Origin of the sequence: Nocardia sp. NPDC060255 (genome assembly GCF_042727395.1) — a bacterium.
Lineage (GTDB): Bacteria > Actinomycetota > Actinomycetes > Mycobacteriales > Mycobacteriaceae > Nocardia.
Window position 1 is genome coordinate 148,605 of the sequence record NZ_JBHXAU010000002.1, and the last position, 20,527, is coordinate 169,131.

A 20,527-nucleotide genomic window follows, 5' to 3' on the forward strand; every position below is an offset into this window, starting at 1 on the left:
CGGATGGAGGACCGGATCGATGAGACGTATCCCACGGCGAACGATAGTCGTCGGCGCGGCAGCGGTGCTGATGGCGATCGTGACCGCCTGCGGTAGCCAGGGCGCGACCAACTCTGCGCCGACGCCCGTGTTCGCTTCCGGCACAGCGACTCCCGGCATGCAGCCGGGTGGCGGCATGCCCGGCATGCCCGGCATGTCGATGGCGCCGCCGACGCAGGCGGCGGCTCCGGCCGGGCCGAACGCGGTGAACATCGACAACTTCGCCTTCGCGCCGGCGGCGCTCACGGTCAAGGCGGGCACGACGGTCACCTGGGTCAACCATGACGAGGAGCCGCACACCGTCGCGGCCACCGACGGTAGTTTCCACTCGCCGGGGATGGGGGCGGGGGCGACGTACACGTTCACCTTCGCCAAGGCGGGCACCTTCGCCTACATCTGCTCGATCCATCCGTTCATGAAGGCGACGGTGGTGGTCACACCATGAGCGAACACACCGATCCGCGCGACCCGCACGCGATGACGCGGCGGCAGCTCATGCGGCACAGTGCCTGGTTCGGGGCCGCGGTTGGGCTCACCGTGATCGGCGGCGAGGTGATCTCGCACGTCGCCGGTGCCGCACCGCCCGTGGCGGACGGTCGCCCGACGCTGCGCTTCGCCCAGCTCAGCGACAGCCACATCGGGTTCCAGGGCACCGCCAATGCGAATGTCACCGATACGTTCACCGAGGCGATCAGCCAGGTGAATTCGCTTGGTTACCAGCCTGATTTCGTCATCCACACCGGCGATCTCACCCATTTGGCCACCCCGGAGCAGTTCGATCAGGTGGCGCAGATGATGCAGGGGCTGAACACCCCGCACGTGTTCACCGTTCCGGGAGAACATGATTCGACCGATGACGCGGGGCAGAAGTATCGTTCGGTGTTCGGCAAGGGCACCCGCGGCGATGGCTGGTACAGCCTCGACATCGCGGGCGTCCACCTGATCGCCCTGGTGAACACGCTGAATCTGCAGACGCTCGGACATCTGGGGCAGGATCAGCTGGACTTCGTGCGCAAGGACGTCGCCGGACTGTCCAGCGACACACCGATCATCGTGTTCAGTCACATTCCGCTGTTCGCGATGTATCCCCAATGGGGTTGGGGCACCGACGATGCCACCGAGGCGCTGAGTTATCTGCGACGGTTCTCCTCCGTCACCTGCCTCAACGGTCATGTGCACCAGCTGTTCACGAAAACCGAAGGCAATATCACCTTCTACAGCGGCACCACCACCGCCTATCCCCTGCCGAAGCCGGGTGACGGGCCCACGCCGAAACCGGTGACGCTGCTGGCGGGAAAGCTGCACGACGCCTTGGGAATCCGCGAGGTGACCTATCAGAAGGGGCAGCAGATGCTGGCGATCAAGGAGCAGACGCTGAAATGACGGGACGTCTCTTATCGCCGGATCTGTTCGCACGCGCGGGAATCAGCGCGAGCCTCGTAGTCAGCGGCTACCTGCACGCCGACCTCTACGGCAGTGGCTACCGCTACATCCATATCATCGGCCCGTCATTCCTGCTGCAGGCCGCCGCCTCGTTCGCGCTCGCAGTGATGGTGCTCGCCGGACCGTGGACATTGCGGGTCGCGGCGGTCGGACTCGCGGTCGGCGCGTTGGGCGCGTTCGTATTGTCGCGCACCACTGGACTTTTCGGGTTCAGCGAGGTGGGTTGGGAACCTGCGCCACAGGCAGCGCTGAGCGTGGGCGCGGAGATCCTCACCGTCATCTTGGGGGTGGCGTCGCTGCTGATTGCCTACCGTGGCGGGAGGAAGACATAACCGAGGCGTTCGCGCAGGGTATGGGAGTTGCGCAGGTCGTGCAGGATGTCGCGGTAGCCGCTGACTCCGATGGTCAGGGGGTTTGTGCTATCGATCTTGCGGGCCAGTCCGAAGGTGGCGGGGTGGGTTTCGGGGACGAAGGTGCCGAACAGGCGGTCCCAGATGATCAGGAACGCGCCATAGTTGTGGTCGAGGTAGTCGGCGTCACTGCCGTGGTGGACGCGGTGGTGCGAGGGAGTGTTGCAGACATACTCGAACCAGCGGGGCAGGCGGCCGACGGTTTCTGTGTGCAGGAAGAACTGGTAGGTCAGATCGATGGTGATCGCGACCCCGATCATCGCCGGGGAGTAGCCGAGCACGGCCAGCGGGATGTTGAAGGCCAATTGCCATGGCGGTGCCCATTTCCGGCGCAGCGCCACCGCGAGATTGAAGTACTGACTGGAGTGATGCACCTGATGCCCGGCCCACATCAGCCGGACGCGATGACTGGCCCGATGCCGGAGATAGTAGAGCAGGTCATAGCCGATCAGCAGTAACGCCCAACTCCACCACTGCGAAGGCATCTTCAATGGTGTCAGGACGTAGAGCGCGGCGATGCCGCCGACCAACGGGCCGATCTGCGTGATGCCGTGAATGATCACCGAGCCGAGCCCGAGTGCGAGACTGTTGATCGTATCGGCGAACCCGTACCCTTTGCCGCCCCGATCACCCGAACCGGCGTCGAGGATACGCACGGCGATTACCTCGATGGCGATGAACACCAGATAGATCGGCACGGCGCCGATCGCGGCCGTCGTCGCGTGCTGCAGGAATTCGGCGAGCGCCCCCACAGCCGTGAAAATAGCATCGGAAGGGGCCGACTGACAACGGTATCGGCGACCAACTGGAAGCTGGTCGCCGATACCGTGTCACGTCAGACCAGTGCGGTGACGGTCCGGCCGAGATGCCGGGCGAAGAACCTGGCCGAGCTGTCGACCTCGAATCCGGGTATTTGGTTGTGCCTGCCGGGGTTGGCGTGCAGTGTCTTCTCCTTCGAGGCGAAAGCGTCGAACAGTGCCAGACCGGCGTGGCGGTCGATTTCCTCGTCGTCCCAGGCGAGCAGGAACTCGATCGGGATGGTGATCCGGCGGGCCGCTTCGGTCAGTGCCTCGTAGACGAAGACCGTGCTGAAATTAGCTGCGGCGATTCGTGATTCGGTTGCCGCCAGCATCACACCGGTCGCGGTGCCCAAGGTGCTGCCGCCGTAACCGATGGGGGCTTGTTCGCCGATCTCGGGTAGCGCTTGCAAGGCATCCACGGTTGCCTGCCATTCCGGCACGGCCCGCTCGGCCAGCGAGGTGTTGTACTCGATGATGATCGGGCCGATCGGATCGCCTGCCGCCCGGGCTCGCAGCATCGCGGCGACCCACCGTTGATCCTGGGCGTTTCGTGGTCGGTCGCCGTGGCCGGGCGCATCGATGGCGGCGACGGTGAACCCATAGACGCTCACGTAATGCTGTGCGCGGAGACAGATTCCGGGCGCTTTCTTGTGTAAGCCGCCGGTGTGACCCAACAAGATCAGGGGCGCGCCGGCCGAGCCGGATGCGGGCGACCACAGCACACCGGTGATCTCACCCACCGTGAATTCGCGTTCGACAACACCGTTCGACGATGTTTCTGTAGTGAAATCCATAGCTCTCACCTTTCGGGATTGTCTTGCCCAACAGACGCTCCCGGCGACACCTACTTCAATCGCCAACCGTGCAGCGGACGGGGAGCACCCACCTGGATACAGCCTTCATGGGTCGCACCTCCTCACGCGTACTCACGGTCCCCCGCACGCTATCAACCCGCCCCTACCTCCCGCTACCGACTTTTCGGACAGCGACATCGAGCCCGCACAGGTGCGTCTCATCGCCCTTCACCGTGCGGAAAGACCTGGTTGCTGACCGACCGGCACACTGTCGTTGCGAAGCAACTCACCGAGTTCACGCACGATCGCCGTGATTTCCCCGGCGGCTTCCGCTGGTTCCAGCGCAGGGATCCGCGCCAGGCGGAGTTCGAGGGACTGTGCGGCACCGTAGCGGGTTCGATGGAATCGCCACCGCTCACCGAACGAGAGCGCGCGCTCGGCGCCGATGATGATGGCGGCCACTGCGGTGAGAACCCTTGGGATCCATTGCGTCTCGCCCGACCAGGGCAGCGAGGTCGCGGCGATGCTCACCGCGAGCGCGACCACGGTCCCGCCGTTGTAGAGAAACGAGTCCAACTTCGGGCTGTGCTGTGCCTTGTACTCTTGGACCGCCGCTCGTATCGCGTCCACATCGCTGGTCATCCAGCTTCCCTTCTGCTCGGCCGAGTCCGCACACGACGTTCGCGGGGTCGCTGCGCCGCGCTCGGTTTACGCACTGCCATGGTGCCGAGCACGGCCGCGGTGAACGCACCGAACGCTTCTTCCTGCCAGTGCGCGTGATGATTGATCTCGAAGTCCTGCCGGTGCCCCCAGGGTCGGTCCGCCGGCGCTCCGTGCAACCCGACCGCCTCGCTACGCGGCGTCCACGGTGCGGACAACCAGTTGCCCATGTCGAAGGGGCGCTTGAGGACTGGGTCGCGGGGGCTGAAACCGACGGCCTCGGTATGCGCGAGGCGGAGTCCATATTGCCCCGTGATCCGCTCCATTTCGGATACCGCCACAGCCGCACCGACCAGGCCCAGACCCGTGAGGCTTCCGCGCAGACGGTCCGCGGCAGCGAGTACCACCAGCGAGCCGAGTGAGTGCCCTATCAGCACGCACGGATGATTGCCGCGCCGCTGCAGATAATCGGCGAGTAGCCGTCCGCATTCGCGAGCCGGTTCCACCACCTTCGGATAGGTCAACCGACCGATCGATCGGTATCGGTTGAGATCGCTGGGCCACAGGAACGGGCCGCGCTGAACCCGCGGATCGGGAGTGATCAACGACGCGACGGAGTTCCACTGCCGCATCGCGTGACCCTGGTCGACGTTGAACCCGTGGACGAACAACAGCATCGGGCGGCCCGGTTCAGGTGCACGTATCTCTTTGACCCGAGCCAGGCGCGGTCCGCCGCGCTCGGCGTACCGAAGAGTCAGGAGCAGGTCGTAATTCACCGGTCAGAGCACTCCCCTGCGCTCGACCAGCCGGGCCAGATCGCGGATCAACCAGGCCACCGGACCGCCGATCGCCACCCCGCCCATGGTTGCCAACACCAGTTCGGCCGCACCCAGGTGAATCACGGAGGCGCCGATAGCCGCGAAGAACCCGGCCCAGCCGGCCGACGTCGCCCGGAGCAACCGGTGCCAGCGGTTCTGCACGTGGATCTGGAAAGCGTCGAGCCTGCGTTCGATGTGCTCGTACACCGCATCAGCAGGCCTGCGCTTCGAGCTCCCTCGTGGTCTGTCTGCCGCTATCTCCGCCCCGGGGTCTTCTCGGTGCCCTGGAATGAGGCCCTGCGCCACTCGCCGATCACCGATAGCGGCGTAGGCGAGAGCGTCACGGAGTTCGTCTGAAATCGGGCTATTCGCTACGCAGACAGCGAAATAGCTCAAAGATTCCGCCAGCTGGCCCGCCAACTGCCGAGACGTCGAGTCATAGCTGAGATAGCTGGGCGAACCAACGGCGGCGATCCGTGACGATTCGACCGGTGACCGATAGGTCTGTTCCACCACTTGCTCGTTCAACCGATTGATGTCCGCACCGAAGTACCGCTCCACGAGCAGACGGTGAAAACCCCCGCGCAGCGGCGTCTGATGCTTGATGAACTCTACGATCAAGAAGGCGAGCACACCCGACAGCGCCGCGAACAACAGGAGCTGCCACAACACGTCCGCGAGTCCAGCCGGTCCGCCGGTTCCGCCCGCTCGGATCAACAGGTTTCGCGCCGACGCCACCCCGAAGGCGATGATCGCCGTTAATGCGGCGACCAAGAGCAACGGGCGAATCTGCCGCAGGGTCTGCACGATACGAAACCATGGTGCGACATTCATTCAGGCTCCGACGATCGACCAGCGACAATCTCGCGCGGAACAACCGAGTTCGATCAGACCTGGCCACCCGCGACCGGGCTATCACCGTACGCTATCGGCCACCCGCAGGCGGGAGTATCGGCCGTTCGATCGACAGCGCGGGTCTAGTTCGCGCTCAGAGCAGTTCGACCTCGTCGTATCCGACGGTCAGGGTGTGCCGGCGCTCCCGCAGCACGTTGCCTTCGCGGTGGACGGTGCCCTCGGCGAAGTCGATGCGTAGCATCGCGCGATGCGAGTAGACCTCGCGCACGACGCCGCAGATCCCGTTGAACGGGCCTGCCGGGAAATGGATGACGTCGCCTGGTGCGTATTCGGTAAACCCCACGCCGCCACAGTAATCCAAGTCAGCGGCGGTCGGTGTGCGGCGATGAGGGTGCTCATGATGCGCCGGACAGCCAGCGGCGCAGGGAGCTCTTGCGGCGGCGGGGTCGGCGGTCCGGGTCGAACCAGTCGGGCAACGGTTCCCGCGCGGCGAGCCAGTCCGGCGGGACCCCGATGAGCGGGCCTGTGCTGGGGGCGGTGCCGGTGTAGGCGGCGACGATGCCACCGGCGATGGCGCTGGTGGTGTCGGTATCCCCGTCTGCCGCAATGCAGGTGGTGATCGCGGACGGGTAGTCGGCGAGATGGGTTGCCGCGACCCATAGCGTGAACGGCACCGTGTTCTGCGCGGTCACCTGGGATCCGTTACCGAGTTCGGCAGCGGCCTGTTCGGCGGAGGCCCCGAGCAGCGTGCGGGCGTGCCGAATCAGTCGGCTCGTCTCGCCGTCGTCGAGATGATCGAGCACCGTCGTGATGAATTCCGTTGGTGTGGGCCGGATTCCACTCAGTCGGGCATACGCGGCGCGACCGGCCGCGAGCGCCACCGCCACCGCCCCGGCCACCCCTTCCGGATGCATGTGCGTCACCTGCGCCGACCGAACAGCCTCGGCGACAACTCTTTTCGGATCTTCGGCGTAGTAGGCGCCCAGCGGGGCGACCCGCATGGCGGCACCATTGCCACAGGAACCCTGACCGTCGTACGCGGCGCCCGCCACTTCCCGCCAGTGCGCGCCGCCCTGTATTCGACGCAACGTACTGACGGCGATGAACCCATAGTCACGGCCCGGATCGAACCGTCGCGCGAAGGCGACGGCCAGCCGATCCTGATCGATCGCACCATGAGCACAAAGCTCAGCGACCACGGTGCAGGCCATCTCGGAATCGTCGGTCCACGCCCACGGCCCCGCTGGGAGATTGCCCACCCGAATATCCTGAATCGACCGTCGCATTATGGGGAACTGCTGACCCAGCGAGTCCCCCACAGACAGCCCATCCAGCGAATCAAGCATCAAGTCGATATGCATCGCAGCTGATCCTAACCGTCGCGCGGCCGGCCGTTCCGCCAGCACGAAGACGTGCGTGCGGCGTACGAACGGCCGGGGTTACCGCCCCGCGATCCCGTCGCGCAGGAGATCGAACGCGTGATTGCTGGCTCGGACGGCCGCCGGGTAGCGGGCTGCGGCGGATTCGCCTTCGACGAGGCGGGTGTGGTTCATGATGGCGAGTTCGCGTTGGACGACGGTCACCTGGGCGGCGAGGAGGCGGGCGGTGAGTTCGTCGAAACCGTTCTCGTGCAACGCAGCTGCCAGGGCGGTTACGCCGCGGGAGGCGTAGCGGCTCAGTCTGGCCGCCAAACTTTCGGTGCCGCTGACCAATTGGAGGAACGCCATGATCTCGGGGGTGTCGTTCAGGCCGGTGTTCGGGTCACGTCGACGCAGCGCTGCGAGGTGGGCTTCGCGGAGTGCGTCCAGCGGCGGCTGGTCGGGCTGCCGGGTGCGGACGGTCCTGGCCGCTTCGTCTTCGTGGTCGGCGAACCGTTGCAGGACAAGGTCTTCCTTGGTCGGGAAGTACGCGAACAGGGTGCGCCGGGAGACCTCGGCCGCGCGGGCGATGTCGGTGATCGAGACCTGGTCGAACCCGGATTCGAGGAACATGCGGATCGCCGTGGCGCCGATCTGCTCGCGGATACGGAGTTTCTTGCGTTCGCGTAGTCCCGTCGGTTCGGTCATGTTCTCACTCTAGCGCAATAGTAGATTAAGTGTATTATTGCATCGAGTCTACTTTCGGAGGATGACATGCGGACTGAAGTGATCGTGGTCGGGGCAGGGCCGACGGGGTTGATGCTGGCCAATGAGCTCACGCTGGCCGGAGTACCGGTGGTAGTGGTGGAGAAAATGAGCACGCGCAGCGCGCAGTCCCGGGCCGGCGGGCTGCAACCGCGCACTGCAGAAGTACTCGACCTGCGCGGAATGCTGGAGCCACTGCTCGACCGCGCGATCCCCCGCGGCGAGTTCGGTGGGCATTTCGCGGGGCTCCCGGTCGAACTGGACTGCAGGCCGTGGCAGACCCGTCATCCGTATCCGGTCGGGATTCCACAGACTCGGCTGGAGGCCTTCCTCGAACAGCGACTGGTCGACCAGGGGGTGCCGGTGCTGCGCGAGTTCGAGGTGTCGGCGATCGAACAGGATTCCGGCGGCGTCACGGTCGGGGATATTCGGGGCAGCTATCTCGTCGCGTGCGATGGTGGGCACAGCACCGTTCGTAAGCTGCTGGGCGTCCCGTTCCCGGGGACCGCGGGCACCATGGCCTCGGCTGTCGCGGACCTGACCCTCGCGTCCCGATCCGACACTGTCCCCACCACTTCCGAACACTTCAGTCAGTACTTCAAGTCCGGCAACGGGTTCTTCACTGTCCTGCACCCCCTCGAGGGTGGCGTGTACCGGTTCATCTTCGGCAAGCTCGACGCCGAACGAACCGATCGCCAAACGCCCGTCACGGCAGCGGAAGTCGACGAGGCGCTGCAGGCGGTGTTCGGGCCCGAGACGCGGCTCGGCGAGTTGCGCGAGGCCTCCCGGTTCAGTGACGCGGCTCGGCAGGTCGAACGCTACCGCGAAGGCAGGGTGTTCTTCGCCGGGGACGCGGCCCACATCCACCTGCCGATCGGCGGTCAGGGCGTAAACCTCGGCATCCAGGACGCCGTCAACCTGGGTTGGAAACTCGCTGCGGCGGTGCATGGTTGGGCACCCGAAGGGTTGCTCGACAGCTATCACAGCGAGCGCTACCCGGTCGCCGCGCGGGTCCTGCGCACCACCCGCGCACAGGGTGTCATCCTCAACGCCGACCAGAACGCGAATATCGCTGCAGTCAGCGAGTTGTTCACCGATCTGCTGCGGCTGCCCGAAGCCAATTACTTTGTCTCAGGCATGATGTCGGGCCTCGACACCCAGTACGCCGGGCTCGGCCCGCGCATGATCGACATCGACCTCACCACACCGGACGGTCCGACCCGGATGAGCCAACTGATGCACTCCGGCCGCGGCCTGCTGCTCTCGCTCGATGACACACCCAGGTCGATCGAGCGCTGGTCCGATCGAGTCGATCACGTCACCGCCAAAGCCGACGGCGACACCACCAGCGTCCTGATCCGGCCCGACGGTTACATCGCCTGGTCGGCCACCGACGAACAACCGCTCGAAACCGCCCTCACCCGCTGGTTCGGCTGAGCACCGCGGCGGTATCGGACTGCCGAATCATCAACCACCGGTCGATGATTCGGCCTGAATTCCGGTCGGCACCGAACACATGACGGCGCCGACCGGAGGTGTAGCGCGGTTGAGGCAGTTGAGACGTATCGATTACCGTCGGTCTTCCCGACCCGCGCAGCTGACGCCCGTTGCGATTGCCGCTACAGGGTGGGCGGGCCCTGGTTGATGCGGCGCATGACCGGGGCGAGACGGTGCAGGGCGTCGGTGGTCATGAGTTGGCGTTCGTCCCACCAGGTGGCGCCTGCTTCGGCGAAAGGTGCGATGAGGTCACGCGCCTTAGCGGGGTCGCCGGGGCTGATGCCGCCCACTACGACATCGAAGTGGTTGTCCTGGTGGTCTTTTCGGTGGTCCTCGGCGTAGGCGATGAGGTCGCGGAGTTCGTCGATAGGTGGCAGGCCGCCGTGTCCGGAGCTGAACAGGGGGACGACGCCGTCCCAGCGGGCAGCTCGGCGGATCGGTCGGCGGTGCGGCCAGAAGCCTGCGATCCAGACGGGTGGGCGGGGGCGTTGGGTCGCGGCGGGCAGCAGGGTGACGTCGTTGACCTGGTAGTGCTTTCCGTCGTGGTCGACCCGCTCGCCAGACCAGTAGCGCTGCAACAGATCCAGGCCTTCATCGAGGCGCTCGGCCAGCAGGACCGGGTCGGTCGGCTCGCCGAAGCTGCCGAATTCGTCGGCGATCGGGCCGCCGAGGCCCGCGCTGAAAATGACCCGGCCACCGCTCAGCGCGTCCAAGGTCGCCACCTGGCGGGCGAGTTGTTCCGGCCGCCGCCGCGCCACCGGGGTGACCAGGGTGCCCAGCTTCAGGCGGGAGGTCGCCAGCGCCGCGGCGGTCAGCAGCATCCACGGATCACCGAACGGCTGCCCCCGACGTGCTTTCTTGTCGAGAACCACGTGGTCCCAGATGAACAGTGCGTCCCAGCCTGCCTCTTCCGCCGCCGACGCCGCCATCGCCACCGTCCTGGCGTCGGCGAAGTCGCCGAAGTTCGGAATGTTGATCGAGAATCGCATACCCGAATAGTGCTGTGCCGGAACGCGGCTGGCAAGCAGATCGGATTCTGCGGCGACGACAGTCGCCTGGCTGTCGCGCGGTGTTCAGCCGCCTACCAGCGATTGGGTGGCGGCTGATCGCGATTTCTGGTGGTGGTCGGCGGCGGTTCCGGTGCTCGATCGCGCCCGCGGGTCACTCCCCAGCCAGTATCCCCAGGATCTGCACTCTGTCTCGGGATCAGCACTCGGAATAGGGCCCTATAGCCAGTGCAGGTCCCGAGAAACAGTGCAGATTCTGGGGATACAGTGGCGAGCGCGGAGCGTTTGGGCGGGATGCGGCTCCTGTACAGGGGTGCGCGACTTCTAGTGCTCAATCAGCCTGCGAAGTGAGCCCTCCAGCCGGTACGCCCAGAATCTGCGCACTCTCTCGGGATCGGCACTCGGAATAGGGCCCTAAAGTCAGTGCAGGTCCCGAGAGAGTGCGCGGATTCTGGGTTCGGCTGGGCGGGGTGGGGGCTGTACACGGTTCGAGCAGAGATCCGCAGTCGCTCTCGGAATCCGCCCGGCGGGCGGGCCCTAATCCGTGTCTGTCCGCCGTGGGTGAACGGTACCAACGGTCAGGCCGCGAATTCGTAAGCCTGGCAACTGGATTGCTTTTGCACCTGTCACGCCACGGGCCGATTGGCACTGCTCGGGTGCGAATGCTCTACCGCCGGTAGATGATCGGACTACCAGGGTAGGGTGCCGTTGGCGTCGAAGTAGCCACCGGTCGGTCCGTCGGGGGTCAGCTGGGCCATTCGGACGATGATCTCGGCGCCCTCTTCGACGGTCTGTGTTCCCTCGTGGCCGTTCAGGTCTGTTGCTGTGTAGCCGGGCTCTACCGCGTTGATTCGCATGTCCGGGAACGCTTTTGCGTATTGGACGGTGATCATGTTGACTGCGGCCTTGGATGCCGGGTAGGCGACTCCCGGGTAGAGGTATGCCGGTGTGTCCGGGGTGGTGACGTGGGTCAGTGAGGCCAGGCCGCTGCTGACGTTGACCACGACGGGTGCGGCGGATCGGCGTAGCAGGGGGAGGAAGGCGTGGGTTACGCGGACTACGCCGAAGACGTTGGTGTCGAAGATCGGGCGCATGATGTCGACGGTGACGGCGCCGGCGCCGATATCGTCGCTGTCGCGGGTTTGTCCTTCGAGGCCGGAGATGCCCGCGTTGTTGATCAGGACGTCCAGGCCGCCGTCGGCCTCGAGGGTTTTCACGGCCGCCGCGACGGAGGCGTCGTCGGTGACGTCGAGGACGACCGCGCGGGCACCCAACTGTTCGGCGGCCCGCCTGCCGCGTTCGGCGTCCCTGCTGCCGAGATAGACGGTGTGGCCTGCCGCGATCAGTCGGCGGGCGGTCTCGAAGCCGAGGCCCTTGTTCGCTCCGGTGATCAGTGTCGTTGTCATGGCTTCAGCTTTGCTTCGAGGATGCGAGCCAGCCAGTCGTCTGCTCTTCCTGGGACTGCTGATACCAGGCACGCCGACCGGGGCGCGGGCAGACTGAGAACCATGGCAACCGCGGAATTCGGGAAGGCAATGCGCCGGTGGCGCGACCGGGTCGCGCCCGAGGCAGCCGGGCTGCCGGCCGGTGGTCACCGACGCGCACCGGGGCTGCGCCGGGAGGAATTGGCACTGTTGGCCGGCATTTCCGTCGACTACATCACCCGCCTCGAACAAGGACGCGCGTCCAACCCGTCGGCTCAGGTCGTCGAGGCGCTGGCCAGAGGTCTCCGATTGTCCTCGACCGAACGCGCACACCTGTTCCGGCTGGCCGGAGTGCCGCTGCCGGACCCGGACACCGTGCCCACCTACATCACCTCGAGCGTGCAACGCGTACTGGACCGACTGACCGGCACTCCCGTCGCCGTCTACGACGCCTCGTGGACGCTCCTGCAATTCAACCAACCGTACGCAGCGTTGATGGGCGAACCCCCCGGACCACACGACAACAACCGCAACGGCGTGTGGCGACAATTCGTCGGCCCCGGCATCGCCTCCCGCCGGACACCGGAAGCCACCCACGCACACGAAATATCCCTGGTCTCCGACCTACGCGCAGCCGCCGCCCAATATCCGGCCGACCTACGCCTACGCAAACTCATCGCAGACCTGCGCGCAAACAGCACCCGATTCGCCGAACTGTGGGACTCCGGCGCGGTCAGCCGTCGCGAGGCCGCGCAGAAGACGATCGATCACCCGCGAGTAGGCCCGGTGACGCTGGACTGCGACATACTCACGGTCGCAGGCAGCGACCTGCGCATCATGATCTACACCGCCGAGCCGGGCACCGAGGACGCCGAACGCCTCGCGCTACTCACCGTGCTCGGCACCCAATCCCTGACCGGATAACGAATCCTCCTGCCACACTGGCGAACCGACGCGGCCCTGGCCGCCCAACTGCTCCCCGGTCGCATCGGACCAGCACACCGATCGAAACATCTATCGCGCCGTAATCGACGGTGGGCTTCGTTCCAGTGCGGAGCTGGCGGGGTGGCTGGCGGTGCGCCCGCGTGACCAGCTCACCTTCTGGAAACCGCGCTAGTTGTCGATCGGGGGAACCTGTCGGTGGGGTCTGGCAGGGTGATATTTCCCAACGTGAGGGAAGTTCGAGGTGGGACGATGACCCGCACAACAGAAGCGGCAGACGACGCGGATATCCGAGGCGTGATCGACAGGTGGGTCGAGGCGTTTCGGAACCGCGATGTGGACGCGGCCATGGCGATTCATGCTGTGGATACGGTGTCGTTCGATATCGCGCCGCCGCTGCGGTACGTCGGGACGGACGAATACCGCAGGCCGTGGGAGGCGACGTTCGCCAACTTCACCGGGCCCATCGAGTTCGAGATCCGCGAGCTGGACATCACCATCGGCACCGATGTCGCCTTCAGCCGCAGCCTCAATCGCATGATGGGCACGCTGCGCGACGGCCAGGAAGCCGACCTCTGGCTCCGCTGGACCGCCTGCTTCCAGAAACGCGACGGCCAGTGGCTCATCGTGCACGACCACAGCTCGGTCCCGACAAACTTCGCGAACGGCACGGCAGTACTGGATCTGACGCCGTAGCGAACTCAGGTGCGAGGCCGGGCGGCGCGCAACCGGATGCCGCTGAAACCCAGTGAACTGGCGGTCGCGGCGTCCCAGAAGTCCCATAGATTAGGCAGGATTCGCAGCTGAATCGCGGCATGCTCATGCAGTTTCAGCAGATCGCCGACTTTATGCGGCGGCGCAAGTGGCTCAACGGGCACCGTTGCCACGTGAGCGTGCGGAACCGGGTCACCGAAGGGACGGAACAGCGCCGCGGGCAGGCGGTATGCGTACAGCGTGACACTGCGTAGCTGGTCGAACCAGCCGTATTCGATGGCGTGCACGCGCTCTCCCCCGCCCGGCCCGATGATGGCCGCGCGATCGGCGGCGGTCGTGTCGGCGGTGATCCAGGCCATCGCGCGTGGGCAGGCACGAGGGAACCAATAGCCGGGGGCTCGGTCCCGGTCCACGGCCCAGACATACGGCTCGGGCTGGCGGGCGGTCGGCGCGGTGTGCGGCAGGAAACGGTCGATGGTCGGATCCTCGGAGAAGTGCAGAACTTCCCCTGGCTCGGGGTACATGCCCCTTCGCTACCACACCAGCGACCGACCGGTGCGGAAACCGAACTCGTCCAACGCGTTACGGGCGGCGCAAATCGGATCGGCGTGGCGGGACGAAACGCTCGGGCGGCGTGGCGCGATGGGCTGGTTATGCGTACCGACCTCACTTGTGGTGAGCGGCGGCAAGCCGTACGACGGCTGGTTGCCGTGTGTCATTCCATGAATCAGCTCATCGACCTGGCCGAAGGCGGCTCGTCGGAGCTGATGATCGCGCAGGCGCACACGACTCGCCGACTACTCCAGGATCTCGTCCTCGACATGATCGCGACGACCTACCCCAACCCCTGATCGGCCGCGCTCCGGCGAGGTCGCCGATATTCGTTCGGCGTGCCGACAATCCAGAGGGGGGACCAGTCCGAACTTAGATGTGTGGGCATCGACGTTTCGGAATGGGATCGGCACGGGCGCACCGGCCGGTGTGTTCGCTGGACCGTCCGGCGCGGCAACGGTGACACTGGGCATTCCGGGCGCAACTCTGCCGGGCCGCACGAACAGCGGGGGTGATGGTTTCGTGTTCAACAAGGTAGCCGCGGCGAGATCGGTTGCGCAGCAATCCATGACCGCGCGGACCAGCGTGGGATTCGCGTGGCGTTTGCGGTGTCACGATGACACCGTGCGGCTATCATTTAGTTAATCGTTCGGGGTACCGGGGGTCGGGTGGTAGCCGAGAGCGGCTCGGCGAGTCATGACAAGGCAGGGGTTGAGTGGCCACGATCGCGCAACTGAGGGCAATTCTCGCGGTGCTGCATATCGACCCAGGCGACGCCGATGCCCCCGCGCACAACGACACCGCGGTCGAACGCGCCAAGCTGGCGGCGCTGCTGCAACGCGTGTTCAGCAGTGAACTGCGCAGCGCGGTCACCAACGCACCGGATCAGAACGAGCTGGCCCGCCGCTGGACCGCGGCGAGCACCCAACCCGCGCTGGACGGCGAAAACGCCACCGAACAGGCTCATTTCGACGCGCACTGGCTACACAACCGGATCGACGCGCTGGCCCCGCGCGACACCTCCGACCAGGCGCCGGTGCTACTCGACGCCGCCGCCCGTGCCGCCGAAGCCGCCCAGGTGCTGCTCTCACTCAGCAGCGGCAACCCGCACGGCGACGGCACCGAATCGCTCTGGCAGACCGCACTCGACGACCTGGCGTCCGCGTTTCACCTGATCAACGACGAGCACAACGCGATCACTCAGCCCATCGAGTAGCCCAGCTCAGCTCCGGCCGACCTTGCTGTGGCTGAGCCGGAACTTGAACATGGCGATCAATCCGCCCGCGACGCCGACGGCGAGCAGGATCAGGCATGGCTTGACGATGTCGGCGAACCCGGCGCCGCGCAGGATGACGTCCTGATACCCCTTCAGCGCCCAGTACTGCGGGGTGAACGGCGACAGCGCCTGGGCCCAGCCGGGCAGGGTGTCGCGCGGGGTGATCGTGCCCGCCAGCCCGCCGATGCCCAGCGAGCCGACCTGCGCCATGATCGACAGCTGATCGATGGTGCGGCACAACGAGACAAGGGCGATGCCGAAGCCCCACGTCGCGACCACCATCGAGGCGGAGATCGGCAGGAGCAGCCAGGTCGATCCCCTGCTGTGCAAGTCCCATAGCGTGAACGCGACCACCCAAAGGATGATCACGTGCGCCACCGAGAACAGCACCGAGGGGAACGACTTCCCGACGATGATCTCGGTCGCGCGCACCGGCGCGGCGCGCAGCCGGTCCCAGGTCCCCCACTCGTGTTCCCGGAAGAACGAGGCGCCGAGCAGTGTCGTGATAAAGAATGCGAACATCACGATGGCGCCTGGGCCCGCCTGTTCGATGCCGCTGGCGTTGGGGAACCCGCCGAAGAAGCGCAGCTGCGCCTTGTTCGCCGGTGCCAGGAACGCCATCAGACCGATCGGCAGCACCGTCATCACGATCAGCTGGGCCGGGTCGGATTTGAGGCGGCGCAGATCCGCCCAGGACAGCGCGCGCACCCGATCAATGGCGGAGTCATGCAACAGCATCTCGGATTCCTTCCACGGGCTGGTCATCGGCGGCGTCGGCCGCACGCATGATCGCCAGGTACGCGTTTTCCAGGTTGGGGTGATGGATTTCGGCGGCCAGCAACTGGTCGGTATCGGTGTCCAACGTGGCGAACAGCTGCGCGAGCAGCTGCCCCGGCGCGTTGGTCGGAATATTCAAGCGCCGTGACTCCAGCACCGCGGCGCCAGGTGCGGCCAGGAAGCCGCCCAGGCCGGCCGGAATGGACTCGGCGAACTCGAGGCTCACCGCCGCCTGTGCGTAGCGCTCGACGAGTTCGGTGGCGCTGCCCTGGGCCAGGATCTGGCCCTGGTGCAGCACCACCACCCGCGCGCCGAGCACCTCGAGTTCCGGCAGGTAGTGCGTCGCGTAAACCACTGCGGCACCCCGGTCGGCGAGGTTGCGCACCTCGTCGAGCAGGTCTTGCCGCGCTGAGACGTCCGCGCCGACCGTCGGCTCGTCGAGCCACAGCACGTCCGGCTCATGCAGCAATGCCATCGCGGTGTGCAGCCTGCGCTGCTGACCGCCTGAGAGCTGGTGTGCGCGAGTGGCGAGGAACGGGGTGATGCCGAGCCGCGTGGCGACCTCGTCGACGCGCGCAGGTAGATCCTTACGCCCAAGGCCCATCAGCCTGCCGTAGAAGGTCAGATTCTCGCGCGCGGTGAGCGTGGGATACACGCCGAGTTCCTGCGGCGCGAACCCCAGCTTGCGGCGCGCCTGCCGCGGCTCGGCCGCGATATCGATGCCGGCGATGCGGACCGTGCCCGAATCCGCGGCGGTGATGCCCGCGACGATCGAAGCCGTCGTGGTCTTTCCCGCGCCGTTGGGGCCGAGCAGCCCGAGTATCTCGCCCGGCCGCACGGTCAGATCGATCCCGGTGAGGACCTGTTTCTTACCGTACGACTTGTTCAGGTCGGCGATCTCCAGCATCCCGCACCTCCTCACTCAGAATTGGCCATGGTGCGCCCCAACCGGCGGCGCCGAGTACCGAAACTTCCCCGGGCACAGCGGCTTCGGAGGAGAACACGTTGACGATGTCGGCGGCGACGGGCGCGATGGGGTTGCTCACGGCACGTCCGCCCGGCGTGTTCGTCAGGTCGGTCCAGAGCCGCGGTGGACGGACCACCACGACGTTCCAGGGATGGTGTCGCGCAACGTATTCCGCGAGACCTTCGACGGCGGCCTTGGCCGCCGCGTAGTGCGGCCACCAGCGTGGCGGCGCGAGTACCGCCTCCGACGAGATCATCACTACCGTCGCACCCTTGCGCAGCCGGGGCACGCACACCGACAGCGGCGCGAACACCAGACGGGTGCTCGCCGCCATGAACTGCGCGGCGGTCTCGACCGCGTCGGGCGCCAGCGGCAGCGTCGGAATCGCCGGTGCGGCAAGCAGAACCACGCCGTCCAGCTGGCCTTCCGGCAGTGCCGCGCCCAACGCCCAACCGTCACTGGCGTCGGCAAGTACCGGCCACAGGCGATCTCGATAGGCGTGTGACGCCGCCGCGAGCACCTCGGGTGCCCGGGTGCAGCTGACCAGCACGCGCGCGCCCTGACTCGCCAAACCCAGTGATACCGCGGCACCTAAGCCACGGCTCCCGCCGACGACCAGGATGGTGCGTCCGGCCAGCTTGTCCGACGGCGGCAAGACCGCGGCCAGTTCCGCCGAATCCGGGCCGGGCACCGATTCCCTGATCAAACTCTGCACGGTCACATCGGCACTCGCACCGCAGCGCATGCCCGCGCGCAAGGTGACGAGACCGGATCGCCGGTCGACCTCGGGTTCGGTGGTCTCGAATTCCACTGCACCGGAACCAGATCCGTGCAGCACGACGGTGCAGGCGACGAGCAGGGCGTCCCGGCCGGGCGTGCACATCCCGGTCCAGTAGCTCGCCCAACCCAGCACCGCCGCAACATGTTCGGGGACCCGGCCGCCGATGACCCGCGACACCAGACCCGCGATCAGCGGATAGTCCACCGAGTAGGACCCGCTCTCCTGGCCCGGGGCCTGCGCGGAATCCCCGGCCAGATCGGCCAAGCCGAGCACCCGGGGCGCGTCCCGGCGCGGCTCGTCCGCGGCGGCGGGACCGCACCACGGCAGCACCGAGCCGAGCCTGCACCGGATGCCGACCACCTCGATACCGCCGAAGCTGACCCGGCCGCGGGCCTCACTCTCCGATACGGTCCAGTCGACCTCGTAGCGTCGGCCCGGAATCGTGGGCTGCCGGAACGTCGCCCGAATATCGCGCACCGCCATCGGATCGGTCGTCTCGGCCAGTGCGGCCAAGGCGAGGGTGACCACCAGCGCACCGTGCGCGACCGGCCTGCCATACGGCGACCGGTGCCCGAAATCGTTGTCCACGTGCAGTGGATTGCGATCGCCGACCGCGGCGGCGTACGTCGCAACATCAGTGTCGGTAACCCGGAAGACCCGCGAGTTCACGACACCCGCTCCTGCCGTGCGGCCGCCACGGAGTCGGCGATCTCGGCGAGCGACGGTTCCGAGGTGAGCGTGCTCTCCGGAAGTTCCACCGCGAAGGCGCGTTCCACCGCGTAGACGAGGCGCACCTGGGCGAGCGAGTCCCAGGTGTCCATGTCGCCGCGGACGGTGTCGGGGCCGTGCGCGGCCGGCTCCCCGACCACCTCGGCGAACAGCTCGAGCAGCTGCTCCATCACATCAGTAGCCATGTTGCATCTGCGCCTCTCGCACATGCGGGCTGCGCGCGAGCGCGCCGCCCGAAAGGTCGTATCCATACACCGACCCCTGTTCGGACTCCGCTTCGAGCGCGAAGCCCTGTCCGGGGTACAGGTCGCGCACCAGCGCGTTGCGGGCGGTCGGGATGTACCGGCCCACCAAGCGCGAACTGCCCTGTGCCAGCGCCCATTCCGCGGCGGCGGCCAGGAGATTGTTTTCCGCGTTCCGGCCGATCACCCGGCAGCTGAGCAGCAGGGTGTCGAGCTCGACGGTGCCGCCGAGATCTTCGGCGAGCAGCACGCCGACGATGCCGTGGTCGGCGAATCGGTCCCGCAGGCGCAGCGTGGCGGCGAACCACTGCGGGTCCTCGGCCATCTTCCTGACCTGGGTCTGGGTGTGCCTGCGGGTGGTCAGGTTGAACTGGTTGGTCTTGGCGATCAGCTGCGCGGCCCGGTCGAGGGTGGTGCTGTTGATCGGCTCGATGGTGGCGACCATCTCCAGGCCCGCGAGGAACTCGTCGAGGTTGTCCGTCGCGGTGCGCTCGGCGGCGGCGAGCGCCTGGTATGAGCGCTGCCTGGTGAAGTCCTCGCTGGACAGCGAGCCCGGATGCAGCCAGGGCAGGGCCGCGAGGGCGGTGGCGAACTTCGCGGGCGAGGCGGGCAGGCACAGCGCGCGCACCTCGGGATGGGCGGCAACCACCTGGGCGCATTCGGCCGGGTTGTCATCGACGAAGGCGAAGCTGTTCAGGCCGAGCCGGATCTTGTCCGAGATCTCCTGGAGCTGTTCGGATTTGGGTCGCCAGTCGGCGACGATGTGGGTGAAGTCCTCGACCCGCAGCACCATGCCGGGGGCCTCGGCGATGGCGCGCAGGGCCAGGTCGCGATCGTTCTTGCTGGCCACCGCGAGCAGCACGCCACGCTCGGTCAGTGCGCGCAGGTAGCGCTGGAAGTCGGCGAACGCCTCGCCGTCGGGGCCGGTGCCGACGCGAATGCCGTCGATGCCGTCGTCGCCGAGGATGCCACCCCACAGGGTGCCGTCGAGGTCGACGACCACGCAGCGCGCGGAGCGGCCGCGGTCGGCGGCGATCGTGTCGGCGATGGCGGCGGCGAGCCACGGCAGGCTGTCCGGCGCGTAGGGCTGGCGCACGCGGTACCAGCTGCGCGGGTCCTCCCACTGACGCAGGCCGACCTGGGCGGCGAGCTGTTCGACGTCGACGAAAAGCACACGGCCCGCGGCCTGTTCGGCAAGGCGCGCGTTGATCTCACGCACCCGGTACGACAGTGACTGCGGCGCACGCCATGCCGCCGGTCCATAGGCGTCTACCGCGGGCGGCGCGAAACCGAGTTGGACCACCCGTACTCCGGAGCGCGCGGCAGCGTCCCAGAGCCCGACCCACCGGTTGACGGTCTCGTCCACCGTGCCGGTGACATCGTGGTGCGTACCGGACAGCACCACGTAGTCGCCCTCACGGAACGGTGTTTGGGGCGCGAGCAGTACCTGCTCGACCTGACCGAACGGGAATTCCAGGAGTTCCGGCGTGAGACCGGCGCGTGCGCCCGCCAGCGGCAGCAGTTCGGCGAGGAAGTCGGTGGTGTAGGTGGCCAGCAGCGCCATCCGCACCGCGACACCGGGCACGCCGGGTTCGCGCGCCGGCGATTTCGCGCGTTGCGTCCACGCCACGTAGCCGTCGGCGGGGGAAAGTTCTACTGCCACATCGGTTGTCATGT

24 protein-coding genes are annotated in these 20,527 nt (G+C 66.7%); 8 read left to right on the forward strand and 16 right to left on the reverse strand.

All coding sequences use genetic code 11. The features are described from left to right. Positions 1-19: 19 nt before the first annotated feature. From ACFWF1_RS06535 to ACFWF1_RS06545, 3 genes are read left to right on the forward strand one after another with little or no spacing between them, the layout of a single operon-like run. Positions 20-484, forward strand: a complete 465-nt coding sequence (locus ACFWF1_RS06535; RefSeq protein ID WP_379285969.1) for a cupredoxin family copper-binding protein — start codon at positions 20-22, stop codon at positions 482-484. Further along, entirely contained in the window at positions 481-1,422 is a 942-nt protein-coding gene (locus tag ACFWF1_RS06540) for a metallophosphoesterase family protein (protein ID WP_379285971.1), read from the forward strand. The genes ACFWF1_RS06535 and ACFWF1_RS06540 overlap by 4 nt, the downstream gene beginning before the upstream one ends. Next, positions 1,419-1,814, forward strand: a complete 396-nt coding sequence (locus ACFWF1_RS06545) for a hypothetical protein (RefSeq protein ID WP_379285973.1) — start codon at positions 1,419-1,421, stop codon at positions 1,812-1,814. Before ACFWF1_RS06540 ends, ACFWF1_RS06545 begins: the two co-directional genes overlap by 4 nt. Here ACFWF1_RS06545 and ACFWF1_RS06550 read toward each other — a convergent pair. The 8 genes from ACFWF1_RS06550 to ACFWF1_RS06585 form a co-directional block, all read right to left on the reverse strand. Then, the gene (locus ACFWF1_RS06550; RefSeq protein ID WP_379285975.1) at positions 1,790-2,644 is read right to left on the reverse strand and encodes a sterol desaturase family protein; all 855 of its coding nucleotides are present in this window, start codon (positions 2,642-2,644) and stop codon (positions 1,790-1,792) included. The genes ACFWF1_RS06545 and ACFWF1_RS06550 overlap by 25 nt on opposite strands. 83 nt (positions 2,645-2,727) lie before the next feature. Further along, positions 2,728-3,486: an alpha/beta hydrolase gene (locus ACFWF1_RS06555; protein WP_379285977.1), complete on the reverse strand. Its 759-nt coding sequence runs from the start codon at positions 3,484-3,486 to the stop codon at positions 2,728-2,730. Between the two features lie 228 nt (positions 3,487-3,714). Further along, a complete protein-coding gene (locus tag ACFWF1_RS06560; RefSeq protein WP_379285979.1) occupies positions 3,715-4,128 on the reverse strand; it encodes a hypothetical protein in 414 nt (137 codons plus the stop codon). Continuing rightward, complete coding sequence (locus ACFWF1_RS06565) at positions 4,125-4,922, reverse strand: alpha/beta fold hydrolase (protein ID WP_379285981.1); 798 nt, start codon at positions 4,920-4,922, stop codon at positions 4,125-4,127. Before ACFWF1_RS06565 ends, ACFWF1_RS06560 begins: the two co-directional genes overlap by 4 nt. Positions 4,923-4,925: 3 nt before the next feature. Beyond that, the gene (locus ACFWF1_RS06570) at positions 4,926-5,798 is read right to left on the reverse strand and encodes a hypothetical protein (protein ID WP_379285982.1); all 873 of its coding nucleotides are present in this window, start codon (positions 5,796-5,798) and stop codon (positions 4,926-4,928) included. 154 nt (positions 5,799-5,952) lie between these two features. Beyond that, entirely contained in the window at positions 5,953-6,162 is a 210-nt protein-coding gene (locus ACFWF1_RS06575; RefSeq protein WP_379285984.1) for a hypothetical protein, read from the reverse strand. A gap of 52 nt (positions 6,163-6,214) precedes the next feature. Beyond that, the gene (locus ACFWF1_RS06580) at positions 6,215-7,180 is read right to left on the reverse strand and encodes an ADP-ribosylglycohydrolase family protein (protein WP_379285986.1); all 966 of its coding nucleotides are present in this window, start codon (positions 7,178-7,180) and stop codon (positions 6,215-6,217) included. Positions 7,181-7,258: 78 nt separating this feature from the next. Next, the gene (locus ACFWF1_RS06585) at positions 7,259-7,885 is read right to left on the reverse strand and encodes a TetR family transcriptional regulator (RefSeq protein WP_379285987.1); all 627 of its coding nucleotides are present in this window, start codon (positions 7,883-7,885) and stop codon (positions 7,259-7,261) included. Between the two features lie 66 nt (positions 7,886-7,951). Here ACFWF1_RS06585 and ACFWF1_RS06590 point away from each other — a divergent pair, with 66 nt between their 5' ends. After that, on the forward strand, positions 7,952-9,379 hold the full coding sequence (locus ACFWF1_RS06590; RefSeq protein WP_379285988.1) for an FAD-dependent monooxygenase: 1,428 nt from the start codon (positions 7,952-7,954) through the stop codon (positions 9,377-9,379). Between the two features lie 182 nt (positions 9,380-9,561). Here the strand turns inward: ACFWF1_RS06590 and ACFWF1_RS06595 are convergent, their stop codons facing one another. Both ACFWF1_RS06595 and ACFWF1_RS06600 read right to left on the reverse strand, forming a co-directional pair. Then, on the reverse strand, positions 9,562-10,428 hold the full coding sequence (locus ACFWF1_RS06595) for an LLM class flavin-dependent oxidoreductase (protein ID WP_379285989.1): 867 nt from the start codon (positions 10,426-10,428) through the stop codon (positions 9,562-9,564). A gap of 707 nt (positions 10,429-11,135) precedes the next feature. Next, positions 11,136-11,852: an SDR family oxidoreductase gene (locus tag ACFWF1_RS06600; protein WP_379285991.1), complete on the reverse strand. Its 717-nt coding sequence runs from the start codon at positions 11,850-11,852 to the stop codon at positions 11,136-11,138. 102 nt (positions 11,853-11,954) lie between these two features. Between ACFWF1_RS06600 and ACFWF1_RS06605 the strand changes: the two genes are divergently transcribed. Together ACFWF1_RS06605 and ACFWF1_RS06610 are read left to right on the forward strand one after the other, a co-directional pair. Next, complete coding sequence (locus ACFWF1_RS06605; RefSeq protein WP_379285992.1) at positions 11,955-12,794, forward strand: helix-turn-helix transcriptional regulator; 840 nt, start codon at positions 11,955-11,957, stop codon at positions 12,792-12,794. Between the two features lie 270 nt (positions 12,795-13,064). Next, entirely contained in the window at positions 13,065-13,508 is a 444-nt protein-coding gene (locus tag ACFWF1_RS06610) for a YybH family protein (protein WP_379285993.1), read from the forward strand. Positions 13,509-13,513: 5 nt separating this feature from the next. Here ACFWF1_RS06610 and ACFWF1_RS06615 read toward each other — a convergent pair whose 3' ends face one another. Then, positions 13,514-14,050 carry a DUF6886 family protein gene (locus ACFWF1_RS06615; protein WP_379285994.1) on the reverse strand — a complete coding sequence of 179 codons (537 nt, stop codon included), beginning with the start codon at positions 14,048-14,050 and terminating at the stop codon, positions 13,514-13,516. Positions 14,051-14,248: 198 nt separating this feature from the next. Here ACFWF1_RS06615 and ACFWF1_RS06620 point away from each other — a divergent pair, with 198 nt between their 5' ends. Further along, the gene (locus tag ACFWF1_RS06620; RefSeq protein WP_379285995.1) at positions 14,249-14,377 is read left to right on the forward strand and encodes a hypothetical protein; all 129 of its coding nucleotides are present in this window, start codon (positions 14,249-14,251) and stop codon (positions 14,375-14,377) included. 416 nt (positions 14,378-14,793) lie between these two features. Beyond that, on the forward strand, positions 14,794-15,294 hold the full coding sequence (locus ACFWF1_RS06625; protein WP_379285997.1) for a hypothetical protein: 501 nt from the start codon (positions 14,794-14,796) through the stop codon (positions 15,292-15,294). A 6-nt stretch (positions 15,295-15,300) separates the two neighbouring features. Here ACFWF1_RS06625 and ACFWF1_RS06630 read toward each other — a convergent pair whose 3' ends face one another. Genes ACFWF1_RS06630 through ACFWF1_RS06650 form a run of 5 tightly spaced genes read right to left on the reverse strand, consistent with a single transcriptional unit; the run spans position 15,301 to position 20,525 of the window. Further along, complete coding sequence (locus ACFWF1_RS06630) at positions 15,301-16,092, reverse strand: ABC transporter permease (protein WP_379285998.1); 792 nt, start codon at positions 16,090-16,092, stop codon at positions 15,301-15,303. Beyond that, a complete protein-coding gene (locus tag ACFWF1_RS06635; RefSeq protein ID WP_379286000.1) occupies positions 16,079-17,038 on the reverse strand; it encodes an ABC transporter ATP-binding protein in 960 nt (319 codons plus the stop codon). The genes ACFWF1_RS06630 and ACFWF1_RS06635 overlap by 14 nt, the downstream gene beginning before the upstream one ends. Then, on the reverse strand, positions 17,001-18,548 hold the full coding sequence (locus ACFWF1_RS06640; protein ID WP_379286002.1) for an SDR family NAD(P)-dependent oxidoreductase: 1,548 nt from the start codon (positions 18,546-18,548) through the stop codon (positions 17,001-17,003). Before ACFWF1_RS06640 ends, ACFWF1_RS06635 begins: the two co-directional genes overlap by 38 nt. Next, the gene (locus ACFWF1_RS06645) at positions 18,545-18,793 is read right to left on the reverse strand and encodes an acyl carrier protein (protein WP_379286003.1); all 249 of its coding nucleotides are present in this window, start codon (positions 18,791-18,793) and stop codon (positions 18,545-18,547) included. The genes ACFWF1_RS06640 and ACFWF1_RS06645 overlap by 4 nt, the downstream gene beginning before the upstream one ends. Next, entirely contained in the window at positions 18,783-20,525 is a 1,743-nt protein-coding gene (locus tag ACFWF1_RS06650) for an HAD-IIIC family phosphatase (protein ID WP_379286005.1), read from the reverse strand. Before ACFWF1_RS06650 ends, ACFWF1_RS06645 begins: the two co-directional genes overlap by 11 nt. Positions 20,526-20,527: the final 2 nt, after the last annotated feature.

Excerpts from the sequence above, each read along its gene's own strand:
- ACFWF1_RS06535 (WP_379285969.1), top strand. The coding sequence starts at position 20 with ATGAGACGTATCCCACGGCGAACGATAGTCGTCGGCGCGGCAGCGGTG.
- ACFWF1_RS06540 (WP_379285971.1), top strand. The coding sequence starts at position 481 with ATGAGCGAACACACCGATCCGCGCGACCCGCACGCGATGACGCGGCGG.
- ACFWF1_RS06545 (WP_379285973.1), top strand. The coding sequence starts at position 1,419 with ATGACGGGACGTCTCTTATCGCCGGATCTGTTCGCACGCGCGGGAATC.
- ACFWF1_RS06555 (WP_379285977.1), bottom strand. The coding sequence starts at position 3,486 with ATGGATTTCACTACAGAAACATCGTCGAACGGTGTTGTCGAACGCGAA.
- ACFWF1_RS06560 (WP_379285979.1), bottom strand. The coding sequence starts at position 4,128 with ATGACCAGCGATGTGGACGCGATACGAGCGGCGGTCCAAGAGTACAAG.
- ACFWF1_RS06570 (WP_379285982.1), bottom strand. The coding sequence starts at position 5,798 with ATGAATGTCGCACCATGGTTTCGTATCGTGCAGACCCTGCGGCAGATT.
- ACFWF1_RS06580 (WP_379285986.1), bottom strand. The coding sequence starts at position 7,180 with ATGCATATCGACTTGATGCTTGATTCGCTGGATGGGCTGTCTGTGGGG.
- ACFWF1_RS06585 (WP_379285987.1), bottom strand. The coding sequence starts at position 7,885 with ATGACCGAACCGACGGGACTACGCGAACGCAAGAAACTCCGTATCCGC.
- ACFWF1_RS06590 (WP_379285988.1), top strand. The coding sequence starts at position 7,952 with ATGCGGACTGAAGTGATCGTGGTCGGGGCAGGGCCGACGGGGTTGATG.
- ACFWF1_RS06595 (WP_379285989.1), bottom strand. The coding sequence starts at position 10,428 with ATGCGATTCTCGATCAACATTCCGAACTTCGGCGACTTCGCCGACGCC.
- ACFWF1_RS06600 (WP_379285991.1), bottom strand. The coding sequence starts at position 11,852 with ATGACAACGACACTGATCACCGGAGCGAACAAGGGCCTCGGCTTCGAG.
- ACFWF1_RS06605 (WP_379285992.1), top strand. The coding sequence starts at position 11,955 with ATGGCAACCGCGGAATTCGGGAAGGCAATGCGCCGGTGGCGCGACCGG.
- ACFWF1_RS06610 (WP_379285993.1), top strand. The coding sequence starts at position 13,065 with ATGACCCGCACAACAGAAGCGGCAGACGACGCGGATATCCGAGGCGTG.
- ACFWF1_RS06615 (WP_379285994.1), bottom strand. The coding sequence starts at position 14,050 with ATGTACCCCGAGCCAGGGGAAGTTCTGCACTTCTCCGAGGATCCGACC.
- ACFWF1_RS06620 (WP_379285995.1), top strand. The coding sequence starts at position 14,249 with ATGAATCAGCTCATCGACCTGGCCGAAGGCGGCTCGTCGGAGCTGATG.
- ACFWF1_RS06630 (WP_379285998.1), bottom strand. The coding sequence starts at position 16,092 with ATGCTGTTGCATGACTCCGCCATTGATCGGGTGCGCGCGCTGTCCTGG.
- ACFWF1_RS06635 (WP_379286000.1), bottom strand. The coding sequence starts at position 17,038 with ATGCTGGAGATCGCCGACCTGAACAAGTCGTACGGTAAGAAACAGGTC.
- ACFWF1_RS06645 (WP_379286003.1), bottom strand. The coding sequence starts at position 18,793 with ATGGCTACTGATGTGATGGAGCAGCTGCTCGAGCTGTTCGCCGAGGTG.
- ACFWF1_RS06650 (WP_379286005.1), bottom strand. The coding sequence starts at position 20,525 with ATGACAACCGATGTGGCAGTAGAACTTTCCCCCGCCGACGGCTACGTG.